Source organism: Acidisoma sp. L85, assembly GCF_009765865.1.
In the GTDB taxonomy this organism is placed as follows: Bacteria; Pseudomonadota; Alphaproteobacteria; order Acetobacterales; family Acetobacteraceae; genus Acidisoma.
The window spans coordinates 82616-106967 of the sequence record NZ_LMUQ01000018.1; the positions used below are offsets into that span (position 1 = coordinate 82616).

Annotated in this window: 18 protein-coding genes and 1 pseudogene; 11 read left to right on the forward strand and 8 right to left on the reverse strand. The window is 58.5% G+C overall.

All coding sequences use genetic code 11. The features are described from left to right. The first annotated feature begins 100 nt into the window (after nt 1–100). From GSQ83_RS03305 to GSQ83_RS03325, 5 genes are read left to right on the forward strand one after another with little or no spacing between them, the layout of a single operon-like run. On the forward strand, nt 101–1399 hold the full coding sequence (locus GSQ83_RS03305; protein WP_158801454.1) for an extracellular solute-binding protein: 1299 nt from the start codon (nt 101–103) through the stop codon (nt 1397–1399). Then, nucleotides 1396–2367, forward strand: coding sequence for a carbohydrate ABC transporter permease (locus GSQ83_RS03310; RefSeq protein ID WP_216849891.1), 972 nt, complete (start codon nt 1396–1398; stop codon nt 2365–2367). The genes GSQ83_RS03305 and GSQ83_RS03310 overlap by 4 nt, the downstream gene beginning before the upstream one ends. Further along, nucleotides 2364–3212 carry a carbohydrate ABC transporter permease gene (locus GSQ83_RS03315; protein WP_158801456.1) on the forward strand — a complete coding sequence of 283 codons (849 nt, stop codon included), beginning with the start codon at nt 2364–2366 and terminating at the stop codon, nt 3210–3212. The genes GSQ83_RS03310 and GSQ83_RS03315 overlap by 4 nt, the downstream gene beginning before the upstream one ends. 5 nt (nt 3213–3217) lie before the next feature. Continuing rightward, the gene (locus GSQ83_RS03320; RefSeq protein WP_158801458.1) at nt 3218–4303 is read left to right on the forward strand and encodes an ABC transporter ATP-binding protein; all 1086 of its coding nucleotides are present in this window, start codon (nt 3218–3220) and stop codon (nt 4301–4303) included. Nucleotides 4304–4341: 38 nt separating this feature from the next. Continuing rightward, complete coding sequence (locus GSQ83_RS03325) at nt 4342–5712, forward strand: aminotransferase (RefSeq protein WP_158801460.1); 1371 nt, start codon at nt 4342–4344, stop codon at nt 5710–5712. A gap of 430 nt (nt 5713–6142) precedes the next feature. On the opposite strand, the gene GSQ83_RS31060 is transcribed toward GSQ83_RS03325, so the two are convergent. The 4 genes from GSQ83_RS31060 to GSQ83_RS03345 form a co-directional block, all read right to left on the reverse strand. Then, nucleotides 6143–6640 carry a bleomycin resistance protein gene (locus GSQ83_RS31060; protein ID WP_371417948.1) on the reverse strand — a complete coding sequence of 166 codons (498 nt, stop codon included), beginning with the start codon at nt 6638–6640 and terminating at the stop codon, nt 6143–6145. A gap of 122 nt (nt 6641–6762) precedes the next feature. After that, nucleotides 6763–7815: a dipeptidase gene (locus tag GSQ83_RS03335; RefSeq protein WP_158801464.1), complete on the reverse strand. Its 1053-nt coding sequence runs from the start codon at nt 7813–7815 to the stop codon at nt 6763–6765. Between the two features lie 233 nt (nt 7816–8048). Continuing rightward, nucleotides 8049–8975: a class I SAM-dependent methyltransferase gene (locus tag GSQ83_RS03340; RefSeq protein WP_216849893.1), complete on the reverse strand. Its 927-nt coding sequence runs from the start codon at nt 8973–8975 to the stop codon at nt 8049–8051. Between the two features lie 214 nt (nt 8976–9189). Beyond that, a complete protein-coding gene (locus GSQ83_RS03345) occupies nt 9190–10743 on the reverse strand; it encodes an ISL3 family transposase (protein ID WP_158801466.1) in 1554 nt (517 codons plus the stop codon). A gap of 280 nt (nt 10744–11023) precedes the next feature. Between GSQ83_RS03345 and GSQ83_RS29735 the strand changes: the two genes are divergently transcribed. Together GSQ83_RS29735 and GSQ83_RS03355 are read left to right on the forward strand one after the other, a co-directional pair. Continuing rightward, entirely contained in the window at nt 11024–11533 is a 510-nt protein-coding gene (locus tag GSQ83_RS29735; RefSeq protein ID WP_216849894.1) for a zinc-binding dehydrogenase, read from the forward strand. Nucleotides 11534–12058: 525 nt separating this feature from the next. Then, a pseudogene (locus tag GSQ83_RS03355) lies at nt 12059–13060 on the forward strand (IS110 family transposase); the annotation flags it as partial. A 573-nt stretch (nt 13061–13633) separates the two neighbouring features. On the opposite strand, the gene GSQ83_RS03360 reads toward GSQ83_RS03355, so the two are convergent. The 4 genes from GSQ83_RS03360 to GSQ83_RS03375 form a co-directional block, all read right to left on the reverse strand. After that, a complete protein-coding gene (locus GSQ83_RS03360; RefSeq protein ID WP_254065474.1) occupies nt 13634–14158 on the reverse strand; it encodes a YkgB family protein in 525 nt (174 codons plus the stop codon). 226 nt (nt 14159–14384) lie between these two features. After that, nucleotides 14385–15164: an SDR family NAD(P)-dependent oxidoreductase gene (locus GSQ83_RS03365; protein WP_158801468.1), complete on the reverse strand. Its 780-nt coding sequence runs from the start codon at nt 15162–15164 to the stop codon at nt 14385–14387. 613 nt (nt 15165–15777) lie between these two features. Beyond that, nucleotides 15778–16680 carry an aromatic alcohol reductase gene (locus GSQ83_RS03370; RefSeq protein WP_174246616.1) on the reverse strand — a complete coding sequence of 301 codons (903 nt, stop codon included), beginning with the start codon at nt 16678–16680 and terminating at the stop codon, nt 15778–15780. Nucleotides 16681–16753: 73 nt separating this feature from the next. Next, nucleotides 16754–18454, reverse strand: coding sequence for a cation:proton antiporter (locus tag GSQ83_RS03375; RefSeq protein ID WP_158801469.1), 1701 nt, complete (start codon nt 18452–18454; stop codon nt 16754–16756). A 922-nt stretch (nt 18455–19376) separates the two neighbouring features. Between GSQ83_RS03375 and tkt the strand changes: the two genes are divergently transcribed. The 4 genes from tkt (at nt 19377) to GSQ83_RS03395 (ending at nt 24305) form a co-directional block, all read left to right on the forward strand. Further along, the gene (gene tkt, locus GSQ83_RS03380; RefSeq protein WP_158801470.1) at nt 19377–21437 is read left to right on the forward strand and encodes a transketolase; all 2061 of its coding nucleotides are present in this window, start codon (nt 19377–19379) and stop codon (nt 21435–21437) included. Nucleotides 21438–21679: 242 nt separating this feature from the next. Further along, a complete protein-coding gene (locus tag GSQ83_RS03385; RefSeq protein WP_158801471.1) occupies nt 21680–22228 on the forward strand; it encodes a tautomerase family protein in 549 nt (182 codons plus the stop codon). A 165-nt stretch (nt 22229–22393) separates the two neighbouring features. Beyond that, nucleotides 22394–23011 carry a cytochrome P460 family protein gene (locus GSQ83_RS03390; protein ID WP_254065479.1) on the forward strand — a complete coding sequence of 206 codons (618 nt, stop codon included), beginning with the start codon at nt 22394–22396 and terminating at the stop codon, nt 23009–23011. Between the two features lie 367 nt (nt 23012–23378). Further along, complete coding sequence (locus tag GSQ83_RS03395; protein ID WP_216849895.1) at nt 23379–24305, forward strand: HoxN/HupN/NixA family nickel/cobalt transporter; 927 nt, start codon at nt 23379–23381, stop codon at nt 24303–24305. Nucleotides 24306–24352 lie beyond the last annotated feature (47 nt).

The window sequence follows — 24352 nt, forward strand, 5'->3', positions numbered from 1 at the left end:
TAACAAATACGCTTGACGTAGCAAAGCCGCCGCGCCCATCCTGAGCCCAACAAGAACGCCAGTTGTCGCCGCTATCCAACCCCTTCAACAGGAGATGGCTATGAGTGATGACTCTCTTTTGCTTTCCCGCCGCACTCTGTTGCACGGCGCGGCAGGGGTAGCCGCCGCCGGGGTCCTCTCTGAATTCGGGGTCAGAACTGGCTATGCGGCAGATACCGGGCTCGACGTCTTTGCGCCCCTCCCGCCTGACCCCTCACCCCCAGGCGCTGCAAAGTTTTCCGAAGCGGCTTTTGCCGCCTGGCAGAAAGCGAACGATGCTCGCGTAAAATATGAATTGCTGGCCTGGCCTCAGCTCCATGACCGTATGGCGACCGCCTTTGCGTCCGGCACGTCGGACTGGGACCTCGTCTACATGTGCGGCTGGGTACCGGAATTCATAGATTCGATTGTGCCCTATGCTGACACGCTGCCGGCGAGCACCACGGCCGATATGCCGCCGTCGAGCTTCAAGACGGTGACCTGGGACGGCAAGCGCTATGGCGCCGTCTTCACGCTCTCGCTGCTCACGCTGTTCTATAACACCGAGCATCTGGAGATCGCCGGGCTCAAGGGACCTCCCCAGACCTGGGACGATCTCAAACGCTACACAAAGGAACTGACGCGCGACGGCCGCTACGGCTGGGTGCTTGATTACGGCGACTCTGCCGGCATCGGCGGCACGACCTCATATTGGATGTGCTTTCTGCAGCAGGCTGGCGGGACGATGTACAATAAAGATGGCACGCCCGCCTTCAACTCGGATGCGGGTGTCATGGCCCTCCAGATGATGCTGGATCTGATGAAGCTCGGAACCGACCCTGGATCGATTTCCTATGCCGGGATCAACGACGCTACGAACGTACTCCTCTCGGGTCGCGCATCGATGATGATGAATTGGCCCTATATGTGGAAGCCCGCCCAGGATCCGAAGCAGTCCAAGATCATCGGCAAGTTGGGGGGCGCTGTGTTGCCCGCGGGCCCCGCGGGCACCGCTTCGATCGATGGCACCGACGCATGGACCGTCACCGCCTCCTGTAAGAACCCCGATCTCGCCACCAAGCTGGTTGATTTCTACCTGAGTCCGGAGGTGCAGAAGCGCCAGGCGATCGACACAGGCTGGCTTCCAATTCGCATCTCGGTGCTGTCGGATCCCGAGGTGCAGAAAGCGCTTCCTAACGCCGCCGTGGTGCTGGAGCAGGCGAAGCACCCATACGACAGCTTCGTGACTCAGAACTACAATCAGATTACCCAGGCAATCGGGACCGAGATCCAGAAAGCGTTGCAGGGACGCCAAACGGCAAAAATTGCCATGGCGAACGCCAGTGACCTCGTCGCAAAAATTGTCAAGCAGAATCAGTGATCACTGCGAAGCTGGCTGTCGTTCGGCCTGACGCGCCATCGCGGGCCCCTCTTGCCGGCCCCCCTGTTTCCGGCACTTTTGAGCAGCGGCGCAGGGGTGTCGGCATCCTGTTTGTGACACCGGCACTCCTGATACTCGCTGCCATCCTCGGCTATCCCATTCTGCGATCGCTCATTCTGGCCATGCAGCATGTGCGGCTCGCTTCCGGGCATATGCATGTGCATTGGATAGGATGGGATAACTATATCGACCTGATTTCAGACGGCAGCTTCGCACTGGCTTTGCGCAACACCATTCTTTTTTCACTAGGCGAGGTCATTCTCGTAACCACTATAGGCCTGGGAGCGGCCTTGCTCTTGAACCACCGCTTTGGCCGCCACGGAATTCTGCGCATATTACTCATCATTCCATGGGCCATCGCGCCGGTCGCCAACGCTGTTTTATGGAAGTGGATCCTCAACGCGAATTACGGTGTCCTGAATGCCGTTCTTAAGTCGCTTGGGCTGATCGACCACTACGTGGTGTGGCTGGGACAGCCGGTGAGGGCTCTGACGCTTCTGCTGCTTGTCGACGTCTGGAAATCTGTGCCGTTCATCGCGCTGCTATTCCTAGCCGGGCTTCAGCGCATCCCGAAAATCCTCTACCGTGCCGCAATTCTGGACGGTGCCAGTGGCTGGCAGCGCTTCCGCTTCGTGACGCTACCAAGCCTCCGCAGCACGATCACCATCGTGGTCGTACTACAGACGATCTGGTCTCTGCGTGTTTTCGACTTGGTGTTCGTGCTGACGCGTGGTGGCCCGGCGGACGGCACCGTCCTTCTCAACTTCCTAGCCTATCGGGTAACGTTCAACTTCCTCAACATTGGCTCGGGAGCGGCCATCGCGAACGTCATTTTCGCGATGAGCTTCGTGCTAGCGTTATTGTATATATGGCTGCTGCAGCCGTCCCGGAAGGGCACTACGGCATGAGCCTGCTCCGTTCGTCCTTCGGCCCGCGCGTGGCCGATGCTGGTGTAATCGTGGGGCTTGCCGTCTTCGTGACCTGGTCAATAGCCCCGATTGCTTGGCTGCTGCTGTCGAGTATCCTGCCGCAGCTGTCCCTGATCGATCAGCCCCCCGATATCTCTTTCGTGCACTGGACCTTGGACAACTACATCACTGTCATGGGTTCAGCCGCGACGCTCGGCCGCGGCATGCTAAATTCCTTCATCGTCGCCGCCTTCACGACAGCTGTGGCGCTCGCCCTTGGTGCGCCGGCGGCCTATGCGCTGGCGCGGCTTTCGGTACCGCGCTCGGGCGCCGTTGTACTGCTAATCCTGGCGACTCAGATGCTGCCCGCCATTGCAATAGCAATCCCGCTCTTCATCGTGATCAGCCGCCTTGGGTTAATCGATACGCGTTTCGCGCTGATCGTGGTCTACCTGTCGTTCAACCTGCCCATCGTAATCTGGATTCTCAGAGGTTTCTTCCTCGGCGTTCCTGCCGGCTTGGAGCGGGCTGCGGCGGTAGACGGTGCCGGACTTATCCGCACCTTCTGGATGATCGTGCTGCCAATCTCCATTCCGCCGCTCTGCGCCGCCGCCGTATTCGCCTTTATCGAATCCTGGAACGAGTTCTTCTTCGCGCTGATATTGACACGACAGAATGCGCAGACCGTGCCTCTTGTGATTGCCGCCTTTGCAGGTCAGTACCAGACAGTGTTCGGCCAGATGATGGCCGCCGCCGTTATCAGCGTCGCGCCTGTCATCCTGCTCGCGATCCTCTTCCGCAACCATATCGTGCGCGGCTTCGCCGATGGCATGCTGAAGGGATAGTTGTGATGCCCCATGTTGAACTCGAGGCTATCGGCAAATCTTACGGACCTGTCACCGTGTGCCATGACGTCAATCTCTCCATTGAGCAAGGAGAGTTTGTGACTCTTCTCGGTGCCTCGGGCTGCGGGAAGACGACCACCCTCAACCTCATAGCGGGCCTAGATGATCCGACGACCGGCGACATCCGGATGGAGGGCCGCCGCGTCAATGAACTTTCGCCTGTACAACGCGACATCGCCATGGTATTCCAGAACTATGCGCTCTATCCGCATATGTCGGTCGCGGAGAATATCGGCTTTACGCTGCGGGTCCGTGGGTTGCGCCGGCCGGAGATCCGTGCCCGGGTCGAAGAGGTCGCTGCCTCGCTCGAACTTAGCCATGTGCTGGATCGGCTGCCTGCCCAGCTCTCTGGCGGCCAGCAACAGCGGGTTGCCATCGGCCGCGCGCTGGTGCGGGAGCCGAAGGTCTTCCTCTTCGACGAGCCGTTCTCCAACCTCGACGCGTCGCTCCGTGTGCGGATGCGGGCGGAAGTAAAGGAACTGCATCAGCGCCTAGGAGTCACCTCCATTTTCGTGACGCACGACCAGGAGGAGGCGATGTCAATTTCCGACCGCATCGCGGTGATGAACCGGGGCCGGATCGAACAACTCGGGACGCCAGAGGAGATCTATGCGAGCCCGGCCAACCGATATGTTGCGACGTTCATCGGCAGTCCTCAGATCGAACTCTTCCAGGGCGTTCTCGCGCGCGCTAGCACCGGGGTATCGTTGCGGATTGGTGCCGAACTACTCGGACTCGCGCCTGGTCTCTACGCCGGTGCGCCGGACGGTACGAAGATTGATATCGGCATACGGGCTGAACATGTCCGCCTCGCGGATCATGGTATTCCTGCAACTGTGCGGTTGGTGCAGCCCGTAGGTCCCTCCACGCATGTTACGCTCGATTGGCAAGGCGGTACGATCACCGCCCGCCTGAACGGCTTTGCGCGTATCGAGCGAGGACAACTGGTGCATCTCGACCTCGACGCCCGGCATTTGCTGCTTTTCGACAGCAATACGGGCGGCCGTATAACGGCCAATGGACCTGGCTGAGCTTTCGTACCCCTTTGCACCCCAAGCCGGAGATTCAAATGGACACGCATCTTCCAAATTCGACATTCGCCCAGGATGTGAATTTCCACATCCATTCGCAGACCAACCCAACGGCATTCGAGACGGAGGGTCCAATTGTCATCACCTCCGGGGAAGGCGCAAGAATCCAGGATTCGGACGGCAATACCTACCTCGACGCCATGGCGGGCCTTTGGTGTGCCTCCCTGGGTTTTGCTAACGAACGGCTGACCAACGCAGCTTTCGCTCAGGGCAAGAAGCTCGGTTTTTATCACACATTCTATGGTCGCACGACGCAGGCTGCGGCGGCGCTAGCCGAGAAGCTCGTCGATATCACAGGCATGGCGGGCGGTCGTGCCTACTTCGTGACCTCAGGGTCCGAGGCCAACGAGACGATGGTCAAGCTTGCCTGGTTGTACCACACGGTCCGGGGCAAGCCGACAAAGCGGAAGGTGATCGCCCGGGATCGCGCCTTCCACGGCTCAACCATCGCCGCCGGCTCCATGTGCGGGCTTGATTTCATGCACCGCGAGTTCGGTCTGCCGATCCCTGGCTTCATTCACACGCTCGCCCCCCATCCCTATCGCGTGCAGCAACCCGATGAGGACGACAATGCTTTCGTGCAGCGCCTCTGCGACACCCTAGAGGCGCAGATCCTGGCGGAGGGGCCAGATAGCATTGCCGCCTTCATCGCCGAGCCGGTGATGGCGGGCGGAGGTATCGTCGTGCCTCCTGCAGATTATTTCGCAAGAATCAAAAACGTGCTCGACAAATACGACATTCTCACCTTGGGCGATGAGATCGTCTGCGGCTTTGCCCGCACAGGCAATTGGTTTGGGCGTGATACCGTTAGTATGCAACCTCATATGATGTCGCTGGCCAAGGGCCTTTCTTCTGGACACTTCCCAATTGCGGCTGTCGTCATCGCGCCCGAGATCTACGATGCGCTTGTGACCTTCAACAAAAATGGCGGCATGTTCGGCCATGGCTTCACCAACTCAGGCCACCCGGTCGGAGTCGCCGTCGCACTGGAAGCGATTGCCATCTATGAGGAGATGGATGTGGTGGCGCATGTCCGCAGCATGTCCACGCGGCTGCGTGGACATGTCGATCAACTCACCTCGTCTTCGATCGTGGGCGACATCCGCGGCGCCGGTCTCATGATTGGCGTTGAGATCGTACAGGACAAGGCGACCCGTGCGCCATTCTCACCCTCCATGAAAGTCGGACCGGCATTCGACCGCATTGCCTTCAAGAACGGCCTTATCGTTCGGTGCATGGGAGACACGCTCGGCATGTCGCCACCACTCATCATCCAAGAGGCAGAGGTCGACGAAATTGCGGAGAAGTTCTCAGCCAGCCTTAGGGAACTTGAGCGGAAAGTCACGTAGTCCTCTGCCAGGAGAAACCAGGGGCTGGTCCTGCCGAGCGCGCGCTCAAATTTTCCAGCCCAACTCGCCACAAGACTTTGATCCACTCATTGGTCGGGATTTGCCAACGATTGGCGCGCGAGATGGATGATTATCAGCTTCCGTTAGCTATTTCGACCGCCCGTATCTGGCGAAGGATGTAAGGGGTCGGATCAGTCCCGTCTGGACTGTCCTGCCGGACCAACTGATTGCCGTGGCTGCTATTGCTGGGAGCAAATCGATCCGGCGGTTTATGAACATGCAAGTCTCGTGCAAAAACCGATTGGGCGCCTGTGACGATGATCGTGCCGTTGGTGAGTTGGAGGAGATCGCGCATCGCGCCGGCCACTTCTGTGCGGATCGCACCGCCGGTGCAACCGCCGAAAACCAGATGCCTCACGGTTTCAGCGGATCATCCTCTATCAGGAAACACTGCCTTAATTGCGGGCCGTAAGCCGAGACCTTGCGAAAAACGCACAAGGTAGCCGTCTGGGTCTTGCACTAGAAACTGTTGGGAACCTACTTCGCTCGACCCCGCTCGATACCAGATCTCCTCCAAGCCAAGAAAAAGAGGCCACTGTGCGCTGAGCAAAGCGGCCAAAATCGGTTTGACGTCATTCACAGTGATCTGGAAATTGATGCCTCGGCCAAATGGCTGCTCCAGTGGGGCGGTGGTCCAGTGTCGGCCTGGCGCCATGGTCTCTTCCAGCATGATCTGACATCCAGAACGATCGAGGTAAGCAAATCGATCTTCAGGACGATCGTAAGCCACGACGAAACCGCACAGATCGCACCAGAAGTGCAAGCTTCTGTTCAGGTCGCTGACTAACAACTCTGGAACCATTGTAGCCCAGGTAAAGCCGATGGGCAGAGCACTTGAGGACATCTCCCCTAATAGGAGGTGCACCATCAAAGAGCAACGTGGTTCAACCTGCCCGATTTACCATAACAGGGCTTCTGCTACATCCCCGGAAGTCACTTTCCAGTCCCCGCGACAACCTGGAACTGCGTCAACCCTTCTTGCCCGGCTTCTCAATGCCAACAGCGCTCCAGGAGGGCAAGCCAATTGACATGACACAGCTTGGCAACCAGGTTCTCGTCGTAACCATGTTCATCCATTGCCGCGACCAAGCGCTTCAGCCCGCCGGCGTCTCCGATGGCGGCGGGCATGACGGCGCCATCAAAGTCTGAGCCTATTGCGACCCCGTCCGGCCCCAGGATGCTCAACAGGTGGTCCATGTGCCGGATGACAACGTCAAGCGGAGTCAGCGGATCATTGTGTCCGTCTGGTCGAAGGTCACAAACTGACAGGCTGACGCCGACCAGGCCGCCGCTATCCCGGATCACCCGTAGTTGGTCATCCGTAAGATTGCGCGGCACAGGACAAACCGCATGCGCGTTGGAATGCGTCGCTACCAGGGGCGCTCGGCTAGTGCGCGCTACGTCCCAGAACCCGGCGGCATTCAGATGCGACAGGTCCAACATGATGCCGCGCTCGTCGCAGGCCCGCACGAGTGCCAGCCCCGCTTCCGTCAGACCTGGCCCGATGGCCGGGCCACCTGGATATCGGAAGGGCACGCCCGTCCCGAAGCAGTTGCGCCGGCTCCAGACAGGGCCGATCGAGCGGACGCCGAGGCTGTAATAGTGTTCAAAGCCGTCGAGGTCTTCGCCGATTGCCTCAGCACCTTCGAGATGCAGCGTCATTGCCAGGACGCCATCATCCATGCAACGGCGAATCTCCGACACGCTCCGGCACAGCCTGACCTGGTCGAAGAGTTCGGTCACGATCCGGTCGGCGCAAGCGATCATCGCATCTGTGTGCGCCCGGGCATTCATGAGACTAAGCGGTTCGGGCATGGCCATAGTGTAGCCGCCATCGGTCAAGACGACGCCCGCATCCTCTTCGCCTGCCGAAGGCACGAAGCATGCGAATATCCCGCCGGCAAATCCGCCAGCCTTGGCCCGCACGATATCGAGATGGCCGTCGTCACCGCGATGCCGGAAAGCGGCGATCGGGTCAGCAAGCTGGAACAACCTAAGCAAGGCGTCGTTATGGCCGTCAAAGATTGGAATGTTCCGGCACATGGTTCAGTCCATTGTCAATACCAGAGGTTAATCGATTTGCACAACAGCCGCGAGGCCGCAGAGGATTAGGCGCGGCTATCTCTGGCTTTCACAACAAGTGCGATATCGCGAACATCACAGATACGATGGGAAGCGGACTATTGGGAGAATTGACCTTCATGAGTCAGACTGGGCGATCACATGCCGAGTCTCATGTTCCGATTGTGCTAGCGACGCCCATTCTGACTCGGATCCTAGGGCTTGTGGACTATGACCTTCAGGAATGTTGCTGGGATCACCGTTTTATTCGGTCCGCCTTGATTCTGAGCTTCGAATAGTTTGACCAGTTCGTTGCGTAGCTCATCGGATCGCCCTTCGTTGGCGGCCGCGGCGAAAGCGTTCATGGTCGGGCCATAGTAAAGCCGGAAAGCGTCGAGGAACTCCGCTGGCGGTCCTGGATATCGAAACACATAGTTCGCTCGTTCGCACGCAATCTGGTTAGGTGCGACGCCTGCTGCGCCGAACCGCTCCTGAACATTGGTCTGGACGCCCCAGGTGACCGGGCTGACGAAGCCTTCAGGTGGCGGGGCCGCGTAGGCCGCGCTGATCTTCAGAATTTGCGCCACCAGCGTGGGATCCCCGGGGATCCAATTGCCCATCGCTATCCGGCCGCCTGACTTGGTCACCCGCACCATCTCGCGCGCGACGTCGAACGGCCGTGGAGCAAACATCGCCCCGAACATGGTCACGACCAGATCAAACCGCCCGTCCGCGATGTCGCTGAGGTCCGATGCGTCACCTTCCTGGAACCGCAAATTGGCAAGACCTGCCTGTGCCGCGCGCGCATTGCCGGCGGCGACGAGGTTGCCCGCAATGTCGACCCCGAGCACATTCGCGCCTAGCTTAGCGGTCGGCACCGCTGTAGTGCCGTCGCCACAGCCCAGGTCAAGTACTTCCATGCCGCTGGTCACGCCGAGATCTTGAACCAACTCCTCACCACTGTCGCGCATCGTTGCTGCGATCTGAGTGAAGTCACCCTTCTCCCAAAGTGCTTTGTTCGGATTCATCGCGACACCTCCTACCGTACAAGAAACGATAAAACACGTGTATGGAATACCACACGCCGGAATTTCCTGATACGATGAAGCGCGCGCATATTTCCGATCGAGTAAGCCACACAAAACCCTGAAGTCGCCAGACCGTGAATACCGCAGTGCAATTCGGGCGGCATAGTTTTAGTGAGGCCGGGGGGGGGCCGACAGCCTGCTGTGGTGGGCGCCCAGGGCGCGACTGGTGACTATGCCGGACTGCGAGGCAGAAGCGAGAAACCGCTCACCCGTCTATCGCCTTCGGCGTCCAGGTTCGGCTCTGACTCACTTTTGATGGATGTTGGGATTACGCGGAGCCCATAACGCGCGCCTGAAGGAGATCTAGCTTTCCGCGGCCATACATCTGGCGTTTGACGAGCTTCAGCTTGGTGATCTGGCCCTCTGTCTGGCCGTTCGACCAGGGTGACGTGATCGCGGCGGAAACAGCCGCTTTGTCCTTGAGCACGCCGTTGGCGAACGACACGACGAGGCTCGATCGCGCCCGCTCCAACCATGGGTCGAGTACGTCTAGGCATCGCTTGCGCACCATGGCTTGAAAAGCGGCAACGATCTCGCGTGCTTCCACGAGGAGCGGCACGCCGTCCTCGATGGCGGCTACTGTGAGCGCTTCGGACCGCGACAGCTGATCGCGACTGATCGTCAGCAACCGCGCAATTGTCCGTGCCGCAGGCGTTCGGCTCGGCGCGCTACCTACTTTGTCTGCTTGGCGCCGGCGCGTCGCCCATTCGCTAATGACGCGCAGAGAGCCGCGGAAACCTTCCTGCTTCAGCCGTCGCCAAAGTGCAGTGGCGTTGCGATCACCAGCGGCCCAGCGCTCGTCGAGCCAAGGCAGATAGAGCTCGAGCGAGCTCTCCCGCACGCGGAAGATATCGGACCGCTGTCCACGCAAGATCCGCCGGACGAGGCAGCGGCTATACCCGGTTCGGCGCACGATCTCCTTGATCGCGATCCCGTCCTTGGCCAGCCGGAGAATGGCGGCGTTATCCTCCTCTCGGCGAAGATAACCTTCGTATTGAATCCGTTCGGCAGCGGTGAGCAGCTTGGGGTTGATCGTGGCCGCGCCAACGACAGAGCGGATCTGACGCATCGACTTGCGGACCGCGTCGAGAAAGGCACGGCTCGCATTTTCCATCAGGTGCCAGCGGTCGGCGACCTGTGTCGCATCGGGCAACGCTTTGGCCGCGGCAAGCGCGTATGCGCCACCACGATCGCGCGCCACCACTGCGATCTGTGGCTGCCGCGACAGCCACTCCTTGGCTGTTGCGGGCTCACGATCAGGCAGAAGCGCGATGGTCCGCCGCCGCTCCAAATCGCAGATCAGCGTTCCGTAACGCTGATTGCGCCGCCATGCCCAGTCGTCGATCCCGATGATGGTCGGCGGCACGAAAGGCGGACTGCCGCGTCTTCGGATGACCCGCAGCAAAGTATCCTTGCTGACCGGCACCATGAGCCGACGCGCAAAGCTGGCTGCCGGTCGGCCGCCAAGTGCCAGACCAAGATGGTGGACGATATGATCGAGACGCGCCGTTCGGCGCCCCCATGGGGCAAGCACGTCACCGTCGAAGCGCTCAGCGAAGACCAGGCGCCCGCATAGAACGGCCCGACAATAGAACCGACGAGCCCGCACCATCAGGCGCACCGGACGCCCGGCGATCGGCAAGTCAGCCAAGCGCCGATAATACCGGCTATGGACCCGGTCGGATCGCGTCCCACACCCAGGACAGATGCTCGCGGTCTCGATGGAGCGCACCGTGATCAGCGCGCTCGCGCCATCGCTCGTGATCTCGTCGACGAGGAAGCCGCGCGGGACGAGAGCAGAGGCGCGAAAAGTCTGGGGCACAGTGGCGAACTCCCTCGCTGATCCGAGGCCAGAAAGCACCCCAATTCCATCAAAAGTGAGTCAGAGCCGCGATTGCCCGCGAAATGGGGGCCGCGGTTGCCCGCGATTTGACACGCAGTACGTGGCGACGCCGGCCGAGTGGTGCGTTCAAGCACCTCGGTCCCTCACCCTACATGAAGCGTGCACGCCTCCAGTTGAAGGTCTTACCGCGTGGACAGCGCTTTTCGAAATGGGAAGGCTTCGGCCGGGCGAGACAGTTGTTGTTCAAGGAACTGGAGGCGTGTCGCTTTTCGCAATCCAGTTAGCATCAGCAGCAGGCGCGCGGACCATCGTGACGAGCAGCAGTGGCGAAAAGCTGCAACGCGCGATAAAATTGGGTGCCACGCATGGTGTCAACCGAACCATCAGGCCCGACTGGCAAAACCCTGTTCTCGAGTTGACGGAAGGTCGGGGCGCGGACCACATTCTTGAGATGGCAGGCGGCGACAACCTTGCTCGCTCGCTTCAAGCAATTCTTCCCGGCGGATATATCTGGATGATCGGGCTACTGGGCGCCGAACATTTCGCCGCACCAATCCTATCCTTGCTCGCCAGCCGGGCATCTATCGTGGGGATTTCATCGGGTCACCGCCGCGCGCTCGAAGATCTCGTCCGCGTTGTTGACGCTAAATCCATCAAGCCGGTCATTGACGCCAGTTATTCCTTCGATCGAGTCCCAGAGGCGTTCGCTCATCTCAGGCGAGGCGCTTTTGGGAAGATTGTCGTAGAAGTGGCCGAGTTTGAATCGTAAATGTCGAACGCTTTTCTGCCGCCGCGATGATATCCCACCGGACGACCATAGGCCTCTTCCAACCGGGACTGTCATCCGGTCGCTGCATGCTCGTATGGCAAAGCGAGGCGCCGAAGGTTCGATAGCGCCGCCGCAGGTGCCGCGAATTGACGCGCGGCCTCCAAGCCCCGCCGCCACCAGGGGACTCCGACGCCGCCCCTCGCAGCGGCGGTTTGGTCACGCCTCCGCCTCCGCCTCGGCTGAGGCTCAAAGCCTGGTCGCCGCCGTTGTCCTCTAGAGGCGCAGCCGTGCGCTTTCATGCGGTTGCTGTTCGATTGGGACCTCGGCCGATGGGGCGCCAGCCACGGCCACGGCCAGGGCCTCGCGCATTCGCCGCAGGCGCTTCTGGTCGACCAAAGCATAGGGCGATCGTGGATGGCGTAACGGGCCGGCGGCGGGGCTTTCGGTCAGCGCTGGTCGCCTTGAGAGTGACGGTGTTTACACCGGGGTCAGATGAGCTGCCCTACGCATCATCGAGGGACGATCATGGAGCAGTTAGCCGGAATCGATGTCTCACTGCAACTGAGCAGTATTTGTGTCATGGACGCAACGGGACGAATTTTGCGGGAGGCCAAGGTCGCGAGCGACCCAAAGAGCCTCGTTGATTGGGTGCAGGGAAGCGGGCTGGAACTTGCCCGGATTGGCCTCGAGGCGGATCCTCTCTCGCAATGGCTCTACGCGGCAATGCGGGCCGCGGGTTTAGCGGTGGAATTACTGGAGACCAGGCATGTGTGCGACGCCTTCAAGGCGATGCCGGTCAAAACCGATCGCAACGACGCCCGCGGCATTGCCCACCTGATGCGCTAGGGCTGGGTTCGCCCTGTCCATTGCAAATCAATGGCTGCGCAAGAGACGACAGCGCTTCTGACGGCACGAAAGCTGCTGCAGACGAAGTGTCTCGATGTGGAAGTCAGTCTGCGCGGTTTGCTGCGTGGCTTCGGGCTTAAGGTCGGTCCGGCGACGCCGAGCCGCTTCGCCGGTCGGGTGTGCGAGCTGGTCGAAGGACATCCAACTCGTTGTGAAATTGCTCAGGCCCTTCCTTGCGCTCGGGCGACATCAAGAGAGCAGTTGGGGGCGCTCGAGAAACGTCTCCGTGCACAAGCCTCGCGGGATCTGCGAGCTCGCCTGCTTATGACGACCCCGGGCATCGGCGTGATCGTCGCATTGACCTAAGTCTCGGCCGTGGATGATCCCATGCGGTTCCGGTCCTCGAAAGCGGTTGGGGCGAATTTTGGCTTGACATTCCGGAAGTATCAGTCAGGGGAGACAGACATGACTGGCCGAATTTCCAAGATCGGAGATGCGGGTGTGCGTGCCGCTCTCTATGAGGCTGCGAACATCATCCTTACCAAACCGGTCAGAGGATCGGCCCTAAAGAGTTGGGCAACGCGCCTCGCATTGAGGGCGGGGATGCGGAAGGCCAAGGTAGCACTCGCGCGCAAGTTGGCGGTGATTCTACATCGCATGCTGGTCGATGGAACTCCGTTTATGGCAGACCGCGCCGCGGCAATGGCCCGACATCAGGGGGGCTGGAGAATTCAGGCGGCCAGGGACACCAACCGCCTGGAGCGAGGTCCCGTCGCCGGGACGAGGATCATCGCGTATTGTAGATGCGCCGACCTGCTCCTCATCTGACACCATCAGGTGGCGGCCTCGTGGCGGCCCCGGACAGAAGCGAGACACCGGCGGCAGGATCAGCATTTAGGGGTTGACCACCAAGGGCCCGTTTCAGAAGAGCGTCTTGTGCGGGCAATGTCTGCCGGCACCGAGGATGCAGCCTCAGCCCGATTGAAGCATCATACGTTGCCACTAGCACTCGACAATCCTAAGCCTGCGGCGTGCCACGCGCTCAGCCCGCGCTGGCTACGATCATTTCTGGCGAGCACTGTCCAACATCCGGACTCCCCGCCAGTCTTCGCCCTAGGGGCAGGAGGGTGAATACCGCCCCGCGCCGCTCCGAAACGATTATCGATTCGCCGCTCAAAGGCTAGACCTTGCAACGAAATCTCCTCGCTCGGACCGGATTCTGAGTGGAAGAGGAGGAGGGGTTCCGGAGTCCGCTTATTGGTTCATGCCCGGGACATTGTTGGACTTCATCGCGGTCTGATGCGAGGCCGCACGCAGCGAGGCGAGAAGCAAGTTGACCGACGCCGCGAGGAGCACCACATCTTTTAGTAAAAACTGGCCAACTGGCGCGGAGATTGCAGGAAATCCGCCAGCGGCTGCTTCCGCAACTCCCGGGGTGGTTAGGAAGAACGTCAAAGTTATGAGAAACGTTATTGCCGACATGCCTGCCCCGATGACCGACGCAACGGGAATAAACGCGCCAGCAATCAGAGCGGCAGCCGTGGCAAGTTCAATTGTTCCAATAACCCGACTAGCGCCGCGGACACCGAATAATACGTTCATCCAGCCCATAATCGGGCTGTGGTCGATGAGCGGAGCATTTCCAAGGGCTTCATACGCCGTGAATTTCATCGCGCCGAACCACAGAAAGACTATAACTAAAGCCCAACGAAGCAAGGAAAGGGGCCTTCGTGAGCCAGTCGTCTTCTCAGCAATGCTACTGAACGTTGATATCGTCACATCACACTCCAAAGCAGCAGTTCGCAAGCGTCAAGCCGATGTCTATTAGCCCGCGTGCTGCGTCGCCGAGGCTGCCGGCTATTTAGGGAAGTAGGCTTGTTTGCGGTCCAGATATCGAACCTCCTATCTCTAGCCGTTTTAGTCCTCGGGATAAGACCATGAGTATCAAGGTACCGGACAACTCGAAGTCGCACGAACTGCGGGCGGAACGAAGCGGCTCCAAAACTCAGACTCTGCCAGCCATCACGCCGCCGTCGACGTCATGGATCGCGCCTGTTGTCCAGCCTGACTTATCAGATAGAAGAAAAGCTATATGATTGGCCACGTCCTCTACGCGGCCGACCCGACCAATCGGATGGAATGCGTCGAACCCCTCAGTTAGTGTCTTCTCGATCTTGTCTGGATCAATGAATGCACCAAACAGCGGGGTCACAACCACCGCTGGAGATACTGCGTTGACCCGTATGCCATGGCTGCCGAGCTCAATCGCAAGGTTTCTAGTCAAAGCATGTAGACCCGCTTTGGCCATGGAATAAGCCGACGACGGAGTGGCCTTAATCGCTTGCTGGCCCCACATCGAGCCGATGTTGACGATGGAGCCGCCCCCATTCTTCGCCATGTTTCGAGCCACGGCCTGCGTAATGAAGAATAATGCCCGGTTCAGGTCCATATATCCATCGTAATCCCTTTCCGAGTAATCGAGAAATGCCTTGGGGATAAAGTAGCCGGCAGCATTGACTAGATGCCGGATAGGCCGACTTTCTCCGTCAATCGTGGCGATGAGGCCAGTCAGCGCTTCGGAGTCATAGAGATCCGCCGGATGTATATCGACCTGCCCGCTGCCACTGCTCTCTAGTTGCCGTTTACTTGCCTCCAGTTTCGCTCGGTCGCGGCCGACAAGGACAACTGAAGCTCCGCCCGCCACCAAGATTCGTGCTGTGTCGAGCCCCATCCCACTCGACCCACCGATGATATAGCTCAGAACATGGTCAGCCGACGCGCCCATCGCATTGCTCCTCTTTATTGAGTCGATTCGGATGCCCGGTCGCGTCAAGAACAACGCGACAGGAAACTGCAGAAACAGTTTTAGCGACAAAAACGCGAAGCGCCATAGCCGTTGAGTTATAGAAACGATTACTTCGAGTAATGCCTTACTTCCTATCTTCTAAGACCAGCAGTCGCGTGGGCCCGGCAAAGGCGGTTTTTTTCAAAGCGTGCCACCGAAATATGCAACCGAACGCGCACACCCCACCGACAACCGGCTACTCAGTCCGCAATCTCGACCGACAGGTAGCTGTGACTCAAGGATGCGAACGCGATGCTCTTTGAATATTATTGAAGATCAGGGCGATCAACGGGGTCAGTGACGGCTGACTTGAGCCTTCGGGCCACCCAGCTGGACCGCAGGCAAGGACTGGGGGCACGTCGCCCGGCAGTTTGGTTGTATCGACAACGAGCGGGTCGGCGGGTCCACCCACCGCGTGCCTGCCCGATGGATGTGTCTGCAACATCGCTCGGACAAAACACGTGACTTGGCAACTGGGTTGACCGGAACGTCGGCTCGCGGGAGTTGCCGTCAGATCGTCATATCTCTACGAGATTTCGGCGCACCCAACTCTCTATATCTTCGACGTGGTACCTCGCTGCTCATTATAGGTCGTCGCTTTATCCCAAGCCACTCCTCGTCCTGCGGCAAAAACCGCACGGTATTTTTTCACCATGTCATTCGGGTCCTCCGAAAGCTCCCTTCTAAGTTGAGAGACAGGCCAAGCAACTCGGTTCAATTTCCTCTTCAAAGACGCGTCGACAATGTCCGCCAAGCGACCGTATGTTACGGTATCGCCAGCAGTATAGACGACCCGATTGACTATCTCTGGTTCGGCCAGAACGCGCTCTGCTGTGAGGCTCCCGATATCCTCCGCCGCTGTAACCGTAACTGCCGTCGTCCAGCTACCAAGAGCGTGAACCGTGTTCTGCGCCAAGTCGACTACGCCGAACTGCGGATCAAAGAGGAAACTTGTGAACATTCTGGTCGAAATAATAACCCATTTAGTGTGCTTCTGGGACCGCAGTAGGTCCCGCACATCGAGCTGTTCATCGAACAGTTCTTGTGGGCTGTGACGACCTATGACGTCATAGTCTACGCCGAACTGCCATGATACATATCGTTTCACACCGGCCTCAACCACTGCGCGCGCTAACTTGATCTGTGTGCCAGCTCCGCCGACGAAGCCTGTGCAGCCGATGATGGTTCCGAAGTTGCAAAAATGGCCCGAGAGCTGCGCCGCACTGAGAATAGCCAGGTCACTACCCTGAAAGGTTACCCCCAGCGACCGCAACTCATCTATTTTTTTCCGATTCTCCGGCTCGCCAGAGGCGATCGTCGAGCAACGCAGAAGGACCGTGATCCGGGCGGGCTGAGCAGAACGGCGCGCCAAACCGCGAAGGACGGCCATGCCGAGCTCACCCGCGCCCAGAACGAGAATTGAAGTCTCGGTAGCCTCCCTAAGATTGGCCGTCATATCCACTCCGATCTAGCTCATACCCGGACTACTAATCTTGGCCCGCCTTCCGGCCTACTTCTCTGTAGCTGCTCTATGCGACCGCCGATGTCGGTTCGTTGGCAGCAAGTGCTCGTTCTTGTTGGTGACGCATCCATTCGTCGATCGCCTCGACATTGATTCCGAGCGCGCTTAAGACAGCAGCAGTAAAGTCCAGGCCGGGGGGGAGACTTCTGTCCACTACTGCACGCACGCCCAGTAGTTCGAAGAGCCCAGCTTCTTCCTCGTGCGTTACCGCAGCAAACCGTTGAAGGTTCGGATAAAGCGACTGGCTGAATGGGATGAAATCCCGGGCAGTCTCATAGGAAACACCCGTCCAAGCGTTGATTCTCCGTCCGTGTGACGCGATCGAGTTCCAGAGCCTGGGATCGGTCATGTCGCCATACATCGCGATGTATCCATCTGCGATTGCCTCGCTTAACCTGCGCTGGTCGCGCTCAACGGCGCTATACCGGACGCTAAACTCATCAAGACCATCCGCAAGCGTTCGGCCAATCCGGCCCATGCCGATGATTAAGACTGGCGCCGCGAGCTCCTTGAGCTCTAGCTCTGGGTCATTGAGTCTTTCTCTGCGACGCCGCAGCTGCCCCGCCATTCGCCTGCCAATCTGAGCCACATTGGGAGTGAGGGCGAGGCTGAGGGCCACGGCTGCAACGACGATGGAAACCCGAACTGGCCCTATCATGGTTCGGACGGCTGGCAAGCTTAGCACCACAAAAGCAAACTCGGACCCTTGCGCGAGCAGAAATCCTAGCTGCAAGGATCCTGGCACCGACCACCGGAAGACTAGACTCGCAGCAGCGTTGCTCAGAACTTTTGTGGCAATGAGGGCGAATGAGATTCCGATGACAACGGGCCATAGGTGCAGGAGAGGGCCCACGTCGAGCGACAATCCAACGGATATGAAGAAGAAGCCGAGCAGCAACCCGCGGAACGGCTTGACCTCGGATTGGATGATTGCCCTATAGGGTGTCTCGGCTACCGCCATGCCCCCCAAGAAGGCCCCAAGGGTCAATGATAGTCCGATCTGACCTGTTGCCCAGGCTGTCGACAACGCCACAAGCAACGCCATCGCGGTAAAGACTTCCTCCTGACCGGTGTGCGCGACAAGCTTGAATAACGGTTTCACAATTAGGCGCGCGAATATAACGGCGAGCACGAAGGCGGCAGCTGCTTTTATGAGAGCAAACACAGCGATTGGAAGGATCGAGCCGCCGCCCAAGGCGCCCGCAATGATGAGAAGGAAAATCGCGGCCACATCCTGGAATACCAAAATTGCAGTGGCGGTTAACCCAACTGGGCAGCTTTGCTGGTGACGTTCAGCTATCAGAGGGGCAACGACCGCTGTCGAGCTCAGTGCTAATACGGCGCCGAGGAAGAACGCAGGCAGCGGCGCTAGACCTGTCACGAATGCTAGGAGGCCAAGTAAAACAGCGCCGAACAATATCTGCACTGGTCCGAAGCCAAAAATGTCTTTAGCCTGCCGCCTGACATGCGTTAGCGAGAAGTGTAGGCCAATGTCAAACAGCAGGAAGACAACACCCAGTTCAGCAAGGAGGCCGACCGTACTGTTCTCGGCCAGTATCGAGCCCTCTGTGGCACGAATCAGCAGTCCGAGCACGAGATATCCAACAATCGGGCTCAGTCGCCCTGCCCGGCTTGCCACAACGGCCAAGACGCCGAAGGCAAGCAAGAAGATGACAGGGATGAGGGCGGAAAGGGCAGTGGCGGCCATTTCTTGACAGTCTCATCTAAGGAGGGCACCGGACTGACGGAGCCCGTGCCTCGCGCTTTGGCCTCAAGTACTGAGCGGCAGCCTTTAGTGCGGCTCAGTCATCGCTTTGAGTGCTTGAAGACGTTGTAGTGTTTTCCGTAAAAATGTCGATTATGTCGCTTGTGCGTCTTGACATACGGCGTTCCGGTCAAGGATGGACCGCCGGACGGCATCGAGTTGTTCGCGCCGCTTCCGACCGATCCTGCATTCGGACCTGTCAGCGTATTCGGCGCACCCGGCGCTGGGACGGGAGAGCCAGCGGATTGAGCGTCGGCCTCCGAGACAGTAACCAGCGCAAGGCACACTAACATTGCGAATCGATAGGGGCACATATTTTCTCTCCTCAAACAAAAACAATGTCCCGGAACGCGACTTGCTCGCTGCTCGATTGGGAAGAAACGGCAGACCACTAGGGCGCTTCCCGAGGGGTTAGACACTCCCGCAAGGGCCAAAAGAACACATAGCCGCGTCTCCGATACGGGCTCGGCGCTGGATACTCCGCCGCGGAGAGCTTACACAGTGCTGTTTAGTCATCATCTCTATTCGTTCTAGAACTCAGACTTATCGGCACTCTCGGACAAGCGACAGCATCCCGCATCCGTTGGCTGATATTTGCGACGGGTATCGCGCCCCCTGTTGATGGATAACGTGGCCGGATGTGCGGCGCAACTTCCTAGAGCAGAAACATTGTGCATCGATATGATAACCAATCGGCATTGGCGTTCAATGATCCCGCGAGCTCAACTGTTGGCCTCTGCGGAGTTGTGGAGGTCCTAGGCAGGCCAGCTGCATCCAGTCCTTCTCGGGGGAAGTTGGTAGCGGATAGGTCGTTGCGACAGCTGCGCGCCGCGTGAACCTATTGATTGAAGGGCACAAGGATCGGATGACTGATATCGACCAACTCAGCATCGACACCATACGCACTCTTGCGATCGATACTGTGCAGAAAGCCAGTTCTGGCCATCCGGGCACACCTATGGGTCTGGCCCCCGTGGCCTACACCATCTGGCAATACTATCTCCGTTACGACCCGGCCGAGCCGCTGTGGCCTAACCGAGACCGGTTCATCCTCTCGCCGGGCCATGCGTCAGTGCTCTTATATGCGTTACTACACCTTACGAAGGTTCGGGCTGTATCGGCTAACGACGACGTCCTGGAGTCATTCGCTGTTAGCATCGAAGATCTCCAAAACTTCAGGCAACTTGGCAGCCGGACACCTGGCCATCCCGAATATCGCCATACTTCCGGGATAGAGGCAACGACTGGCCCGCTCGGCCAAGGCGTGGCGATGAGCGTTGGCTTAGCGATCGGCGAGAAGTGGTTGGCGGCGCACTACAACCGCCCTGAGGGAATGGTGGTAGACTTCAACGTCTATGCATTATGCAGCGACGGGGAGATGATGGAAGGTGTAGCAAGCGAAGCGGCGTCATTGGCGGGTCATCAGAAACTTGACAATCTGTGTTGGATCTACGACTCAAATACGGTGACCCTAGATGGTCCAGCCTCTTGGACGTTCAGTGAGGACGTCGCGACCCGCTTTCTAGCCTATGGCTGGAATGTTCTAGCGGTCCGGGATGGCAACAACATCACGGAAGTCAGAGCCGCACTTGACGGCTTTGCGCTGGAGCGTTCGCGACCTACGCTGATTATCGTCAACACCCACATCGGCTATGGATCTCCTAACAAGCAAGACAGTCACACCTCCCACGGGGAGCCGCTTGGTGCCGACGAGGTAAGATTGACGAAGCGATCCTATGGCTGGCCAGAGGACGCTCAATTCCTGGTTCCCGATGAGGTCTATGAGCATTTTGCGAGCGGCTTCGGCAGACGGGGCAAGACGCTGCGGTCAACCTGGGATGAAGAGTTTCAAATCTATAAGGAAAGCTTAAAGGACCTCGCCGCACAGTTCGCCGCCATGGGGCGCCGATTGACACCCGCACTGGCCGAAGCCGCCATTCCGCATTTTCCAGCTGACGCTAAAGGGATGGCGACCCGCGATTCCTCGAGCAAGGTTCAGAATGCCATCGCACAACAGTTCCCTTGGTTGATCGGTGGATCGGCCGACTTAGATACATCGACCAAGACTCGCCTCATATTTGACGGCGCGGCTTCTTTCTCTCCGTCTAATCGCGCTGGTCGCAACCTCCATTTCGGAGTGCGTGAGCATGCGATGGGCGCGATAGCGAACGGTTTGTCCTTGGCCAAGATTCGCCCCTATGCCTCGACCTTTCTGATTTTTTCCGACTATCTGCGCCCTACGATGCGCTTAGCCGCGCTCATGGGAGTTCCGACCATTTTTATCTTCACCCACGATTCTATCAGCGTCGGCGAAGATGGCCCGACACATCAGCCGGTCGAACAACTCGCGAGTCTTCGGGCAATTCCGAACTTCACCACCATCAGACCAGGTGATGCCAATGAGGTTGCAGAGGCTTGGCGCACTATCATTCACCTAAATTTTGAGCCAGCCGCTCTGATATTGAGCCGCCAGATGCTGCCGACGATCGATAGGGCGAGATACGCGTCGGCGTCTGGTGTCGCGCGAGGTGCGTATATTCTGGCCGACCCTGAAGGAGGCGCGATCCCGGAGATCATTCTCATTGCAACCGGTAGTGAGCTTTCCCTTGCGGTTGAGGCATTCGAGATTATGAGCGGGGAGGGCATCGCGGTCCGGGTTGTTTCCATGCCTTCATGGAACATCTTCGAGAAGCAAGATAGGGGATATCATGACTACGTACTCCCCACGAGAGTCGTGGCGCGTGTGGCCATTGAGCGGGGCGTTGTGTTGGGATGGGATCGTTACGTCGGTCGTGACGGTGCTATCATTGGCATGCACAGCTTTGGTGCTTCCGCCCCTAGCAGCGCGCTTGCGTCTAAGTTTGGCTTCACTAGCGAGGGGGTCGTGGCTGCGGCTAAACAGCAGCTCGCGCACCAAGGCCGGTGATATCTGCGAGGCACGGTGGCTATCGAGGCGTGGCCAAACTGGCTAATTCTCCAAAAGGCTCGGCGCTGGCCCGAAGCGCCCCACATCGGGATATGAACCTGCGTTATGAATTCCAACGCAAGTCGGCATTTCCTTAGTCATTCCGATCCGTCTAAGAGCAGCAGCCGTCGATGTCATTGTTCACAGGCCAACGGGCTGTTCTGGCCGGAAACGTTCTCTTAACTTTAGCCGAGGGACTGAAAATGCCATATATCCGCGTGAGCTGCCTGACGGGGGCCCTTAACCATACGCAGAAGGCGACGCTGGCAAGTCGGTTGGCTGACGTTGTCATGGGACAAGAAATCGAGCCGTTGACGGAAATCGGTCGGGCAGCTGCCGCAGTATTCTTCGACGAGATCGACGAGCACAATTGGTTTCCGGGAGGAGTGTCTCTCCTCGACCATCCCGAAAAGCAGTATTTCGTAGTCGAGGCAGTGGTCGCCGCATCCTTTTTCAACCAGTCGAGGCGCGACATCGTGCAGACCGAAGTCGCTGCCGCTTTTGTCGCGGTTTTAGGTGATGACGGAACCTCGTTAGAACGGGAGGGTGTAACGGTTTCACCGGCATACCTAATGCGTCTTCATACTGCCATCATCGAGATACCGGAAGGAAGTTGGGGTGCGGGGGGCCGCACGGTTGACACGGAACTGATCGGGAAGTTTATCGGAGCGGGGCAGGGACCTTCCAGATTCGCGGAAGCTCGTGCGCTAGGAGCCAAGATGAAAGCCGCCCGACAACTCCTAGAGTCCTAGGTAAGCAACGGCCCGACCCTTCCGATCCATCTTCCTACCCTCATCGGACGTCGGAAGAAGGCGGAGATCGATGCAGTCTCTGCCAACAGCTTCGTCGTTCGGCCATGAGCTGTTCCGCGAACCACACGCGCCAGAACGTCAGTTCAAGACAGGGACCAGGCCTTGATGCGCATCCGTTTCAAAAGAAAGAAGGCTTCCGCGTTTGTTCTAGTCGCGACGGTTGCAGCCCTGCTCACTGCGCGGGCCAATTCTGAGATATGGGTAAACAAGGCCCATTTCACGGTGGATGGGTCGGCCATTCGACCCGTGGAATGGCGGCAGTGGGTGCACGTAGGGACAAGATATAAGCCCATCGGTCTAAACATCCTTGATCAAAAGCTGACGAAGACCCCCGAAATCCTGAACGCGTATGTCGAGCCAAGCGCTCTGGCAGCCTTTCAGCGAACCGGCAGATGGCCGGAGGGAGCTCAGATCATCAAGGAGTTCAGCGCCATTCGTGTCGGACCGGGATGTGATCCCATGACTTTTGTGTGCCACAGTCGCTTTGGCGACGGTATATACGAAAGCGGATATATGGGGCTCGGCTATATGGTTAAAGACTCAGCCCGCTTCCCAAATCAGCCAGGCCACTGGGGCTACTTCAGCTTTGGTCACCGACCGCCGCCCTACTTGCCCGTCGCCAGACCTACGACGACCTGCATTTCGTGCCACATAAGGCTGGCCTCAAATACGGATTACGTCATTTCCGCCGCTCATCTCGGGCTCGCCTCGCCCGGCCGCTGATGAGGGGTGCGAACCGAGCGCACGGGGGACTTATAAGCTGGCAATGAGCCGCTCGCAATCGGCGACGAGATGTCACTGCTCTCGCCCTGTAGCCTCTGCGCCCATCTCAAACACAGCCGACGACCCAACTGTCCGTTGTCTTGTCGAGAAGTGCCCTCAGAGTCTTTCATGGAGGGTCTGGTCGTTCTCGGCCTCACAGGGGTTCCTGGCGGTTCGATGTCGAAGTCTCCACAGATATTCGCTCTCCTAGGATACTGCACGATGGTGTCGATCCCGTCCAAGAGACCGACGTTGGCTGCTCGACACGCTACTTACACAGGGATAATCTCAGCTCGATTGGCCGGCGGGAGGTATGATGCGGAACTCTTTGTCCGGCATCTTTGACGATAGCGCCCAAAGCCTGGGTGCCAAGGTCGCCGGAATCTATATGCTCCTAGTAGTCACCAACGTCGGCGCTTGGGGCTGGGCGCTCGTAGTGTTTGGTCGACATCCAGTGATGCTAGGAACCTCGGTGCTAGCCTATAGCTTGGGCTTGCGGCATGCGGTTGATGCCGACCATATCGCCGCGATTGATAATGTAACGCGTAAACTGATGCAGAAGGGAAGCCGCCCCATTTCGGCGGGCTTTTTTTTCTCGATAGGGCATTCAACCGTTGTCATCTTGGCCACTATCGGTATCGCCACCGCGGTCACCACGTTCAAGCTGGAGGAAGTGCACTTTATCGGCAGCACGGTTGGGACATTGGTCTCGGCCTTCTTCTTGTTCGCGATTGGCGCTTCGAACATTGTGATTCTCCTGGGGACCTTTCGGACCTTTCGACGGATGAGGTACAGTGGTCTATATGTGGCCGAAGACCTTGAAGAGCTGCTGGCCAACAGAGGGCCGCTCTTCCAAGTGCTGCGTCCGATATTTGCTTTGGTCAGCCGTAGCTGGCAGATGTATCCGCTCGGTTTTTTATTCGGTCTAGGGTTTGATACGGCGACGGAAATCGGGCTGCTTGGCATTTCGGCCGCGGAAGGGACGCGGGGAATGTCCATCTGGTCAATTCTCGTTTTCCCGGCTCTGTTTACGGCAGGGATGTCGTTGATCGACGCGACTGACAATATCTTGATGATTGGTGTCTATAGTTGGGCGTTTGTGAAGCCCGTTCGTAAGCTCTACTACAATATGATGATAACCATCGTCTCAGCACTTGTCGCGCTTCTGGTAGGGGCAATTGAGACACTGGGATTGATCCAGCATCGGCTAGGGTCAGGACCCATTAATTGCTTGCTTCGGCTCGGCGCATTGTGATTCTGGAGATGGCGGGAGGATACCGTCATGGACAAACTGTTTCTGCT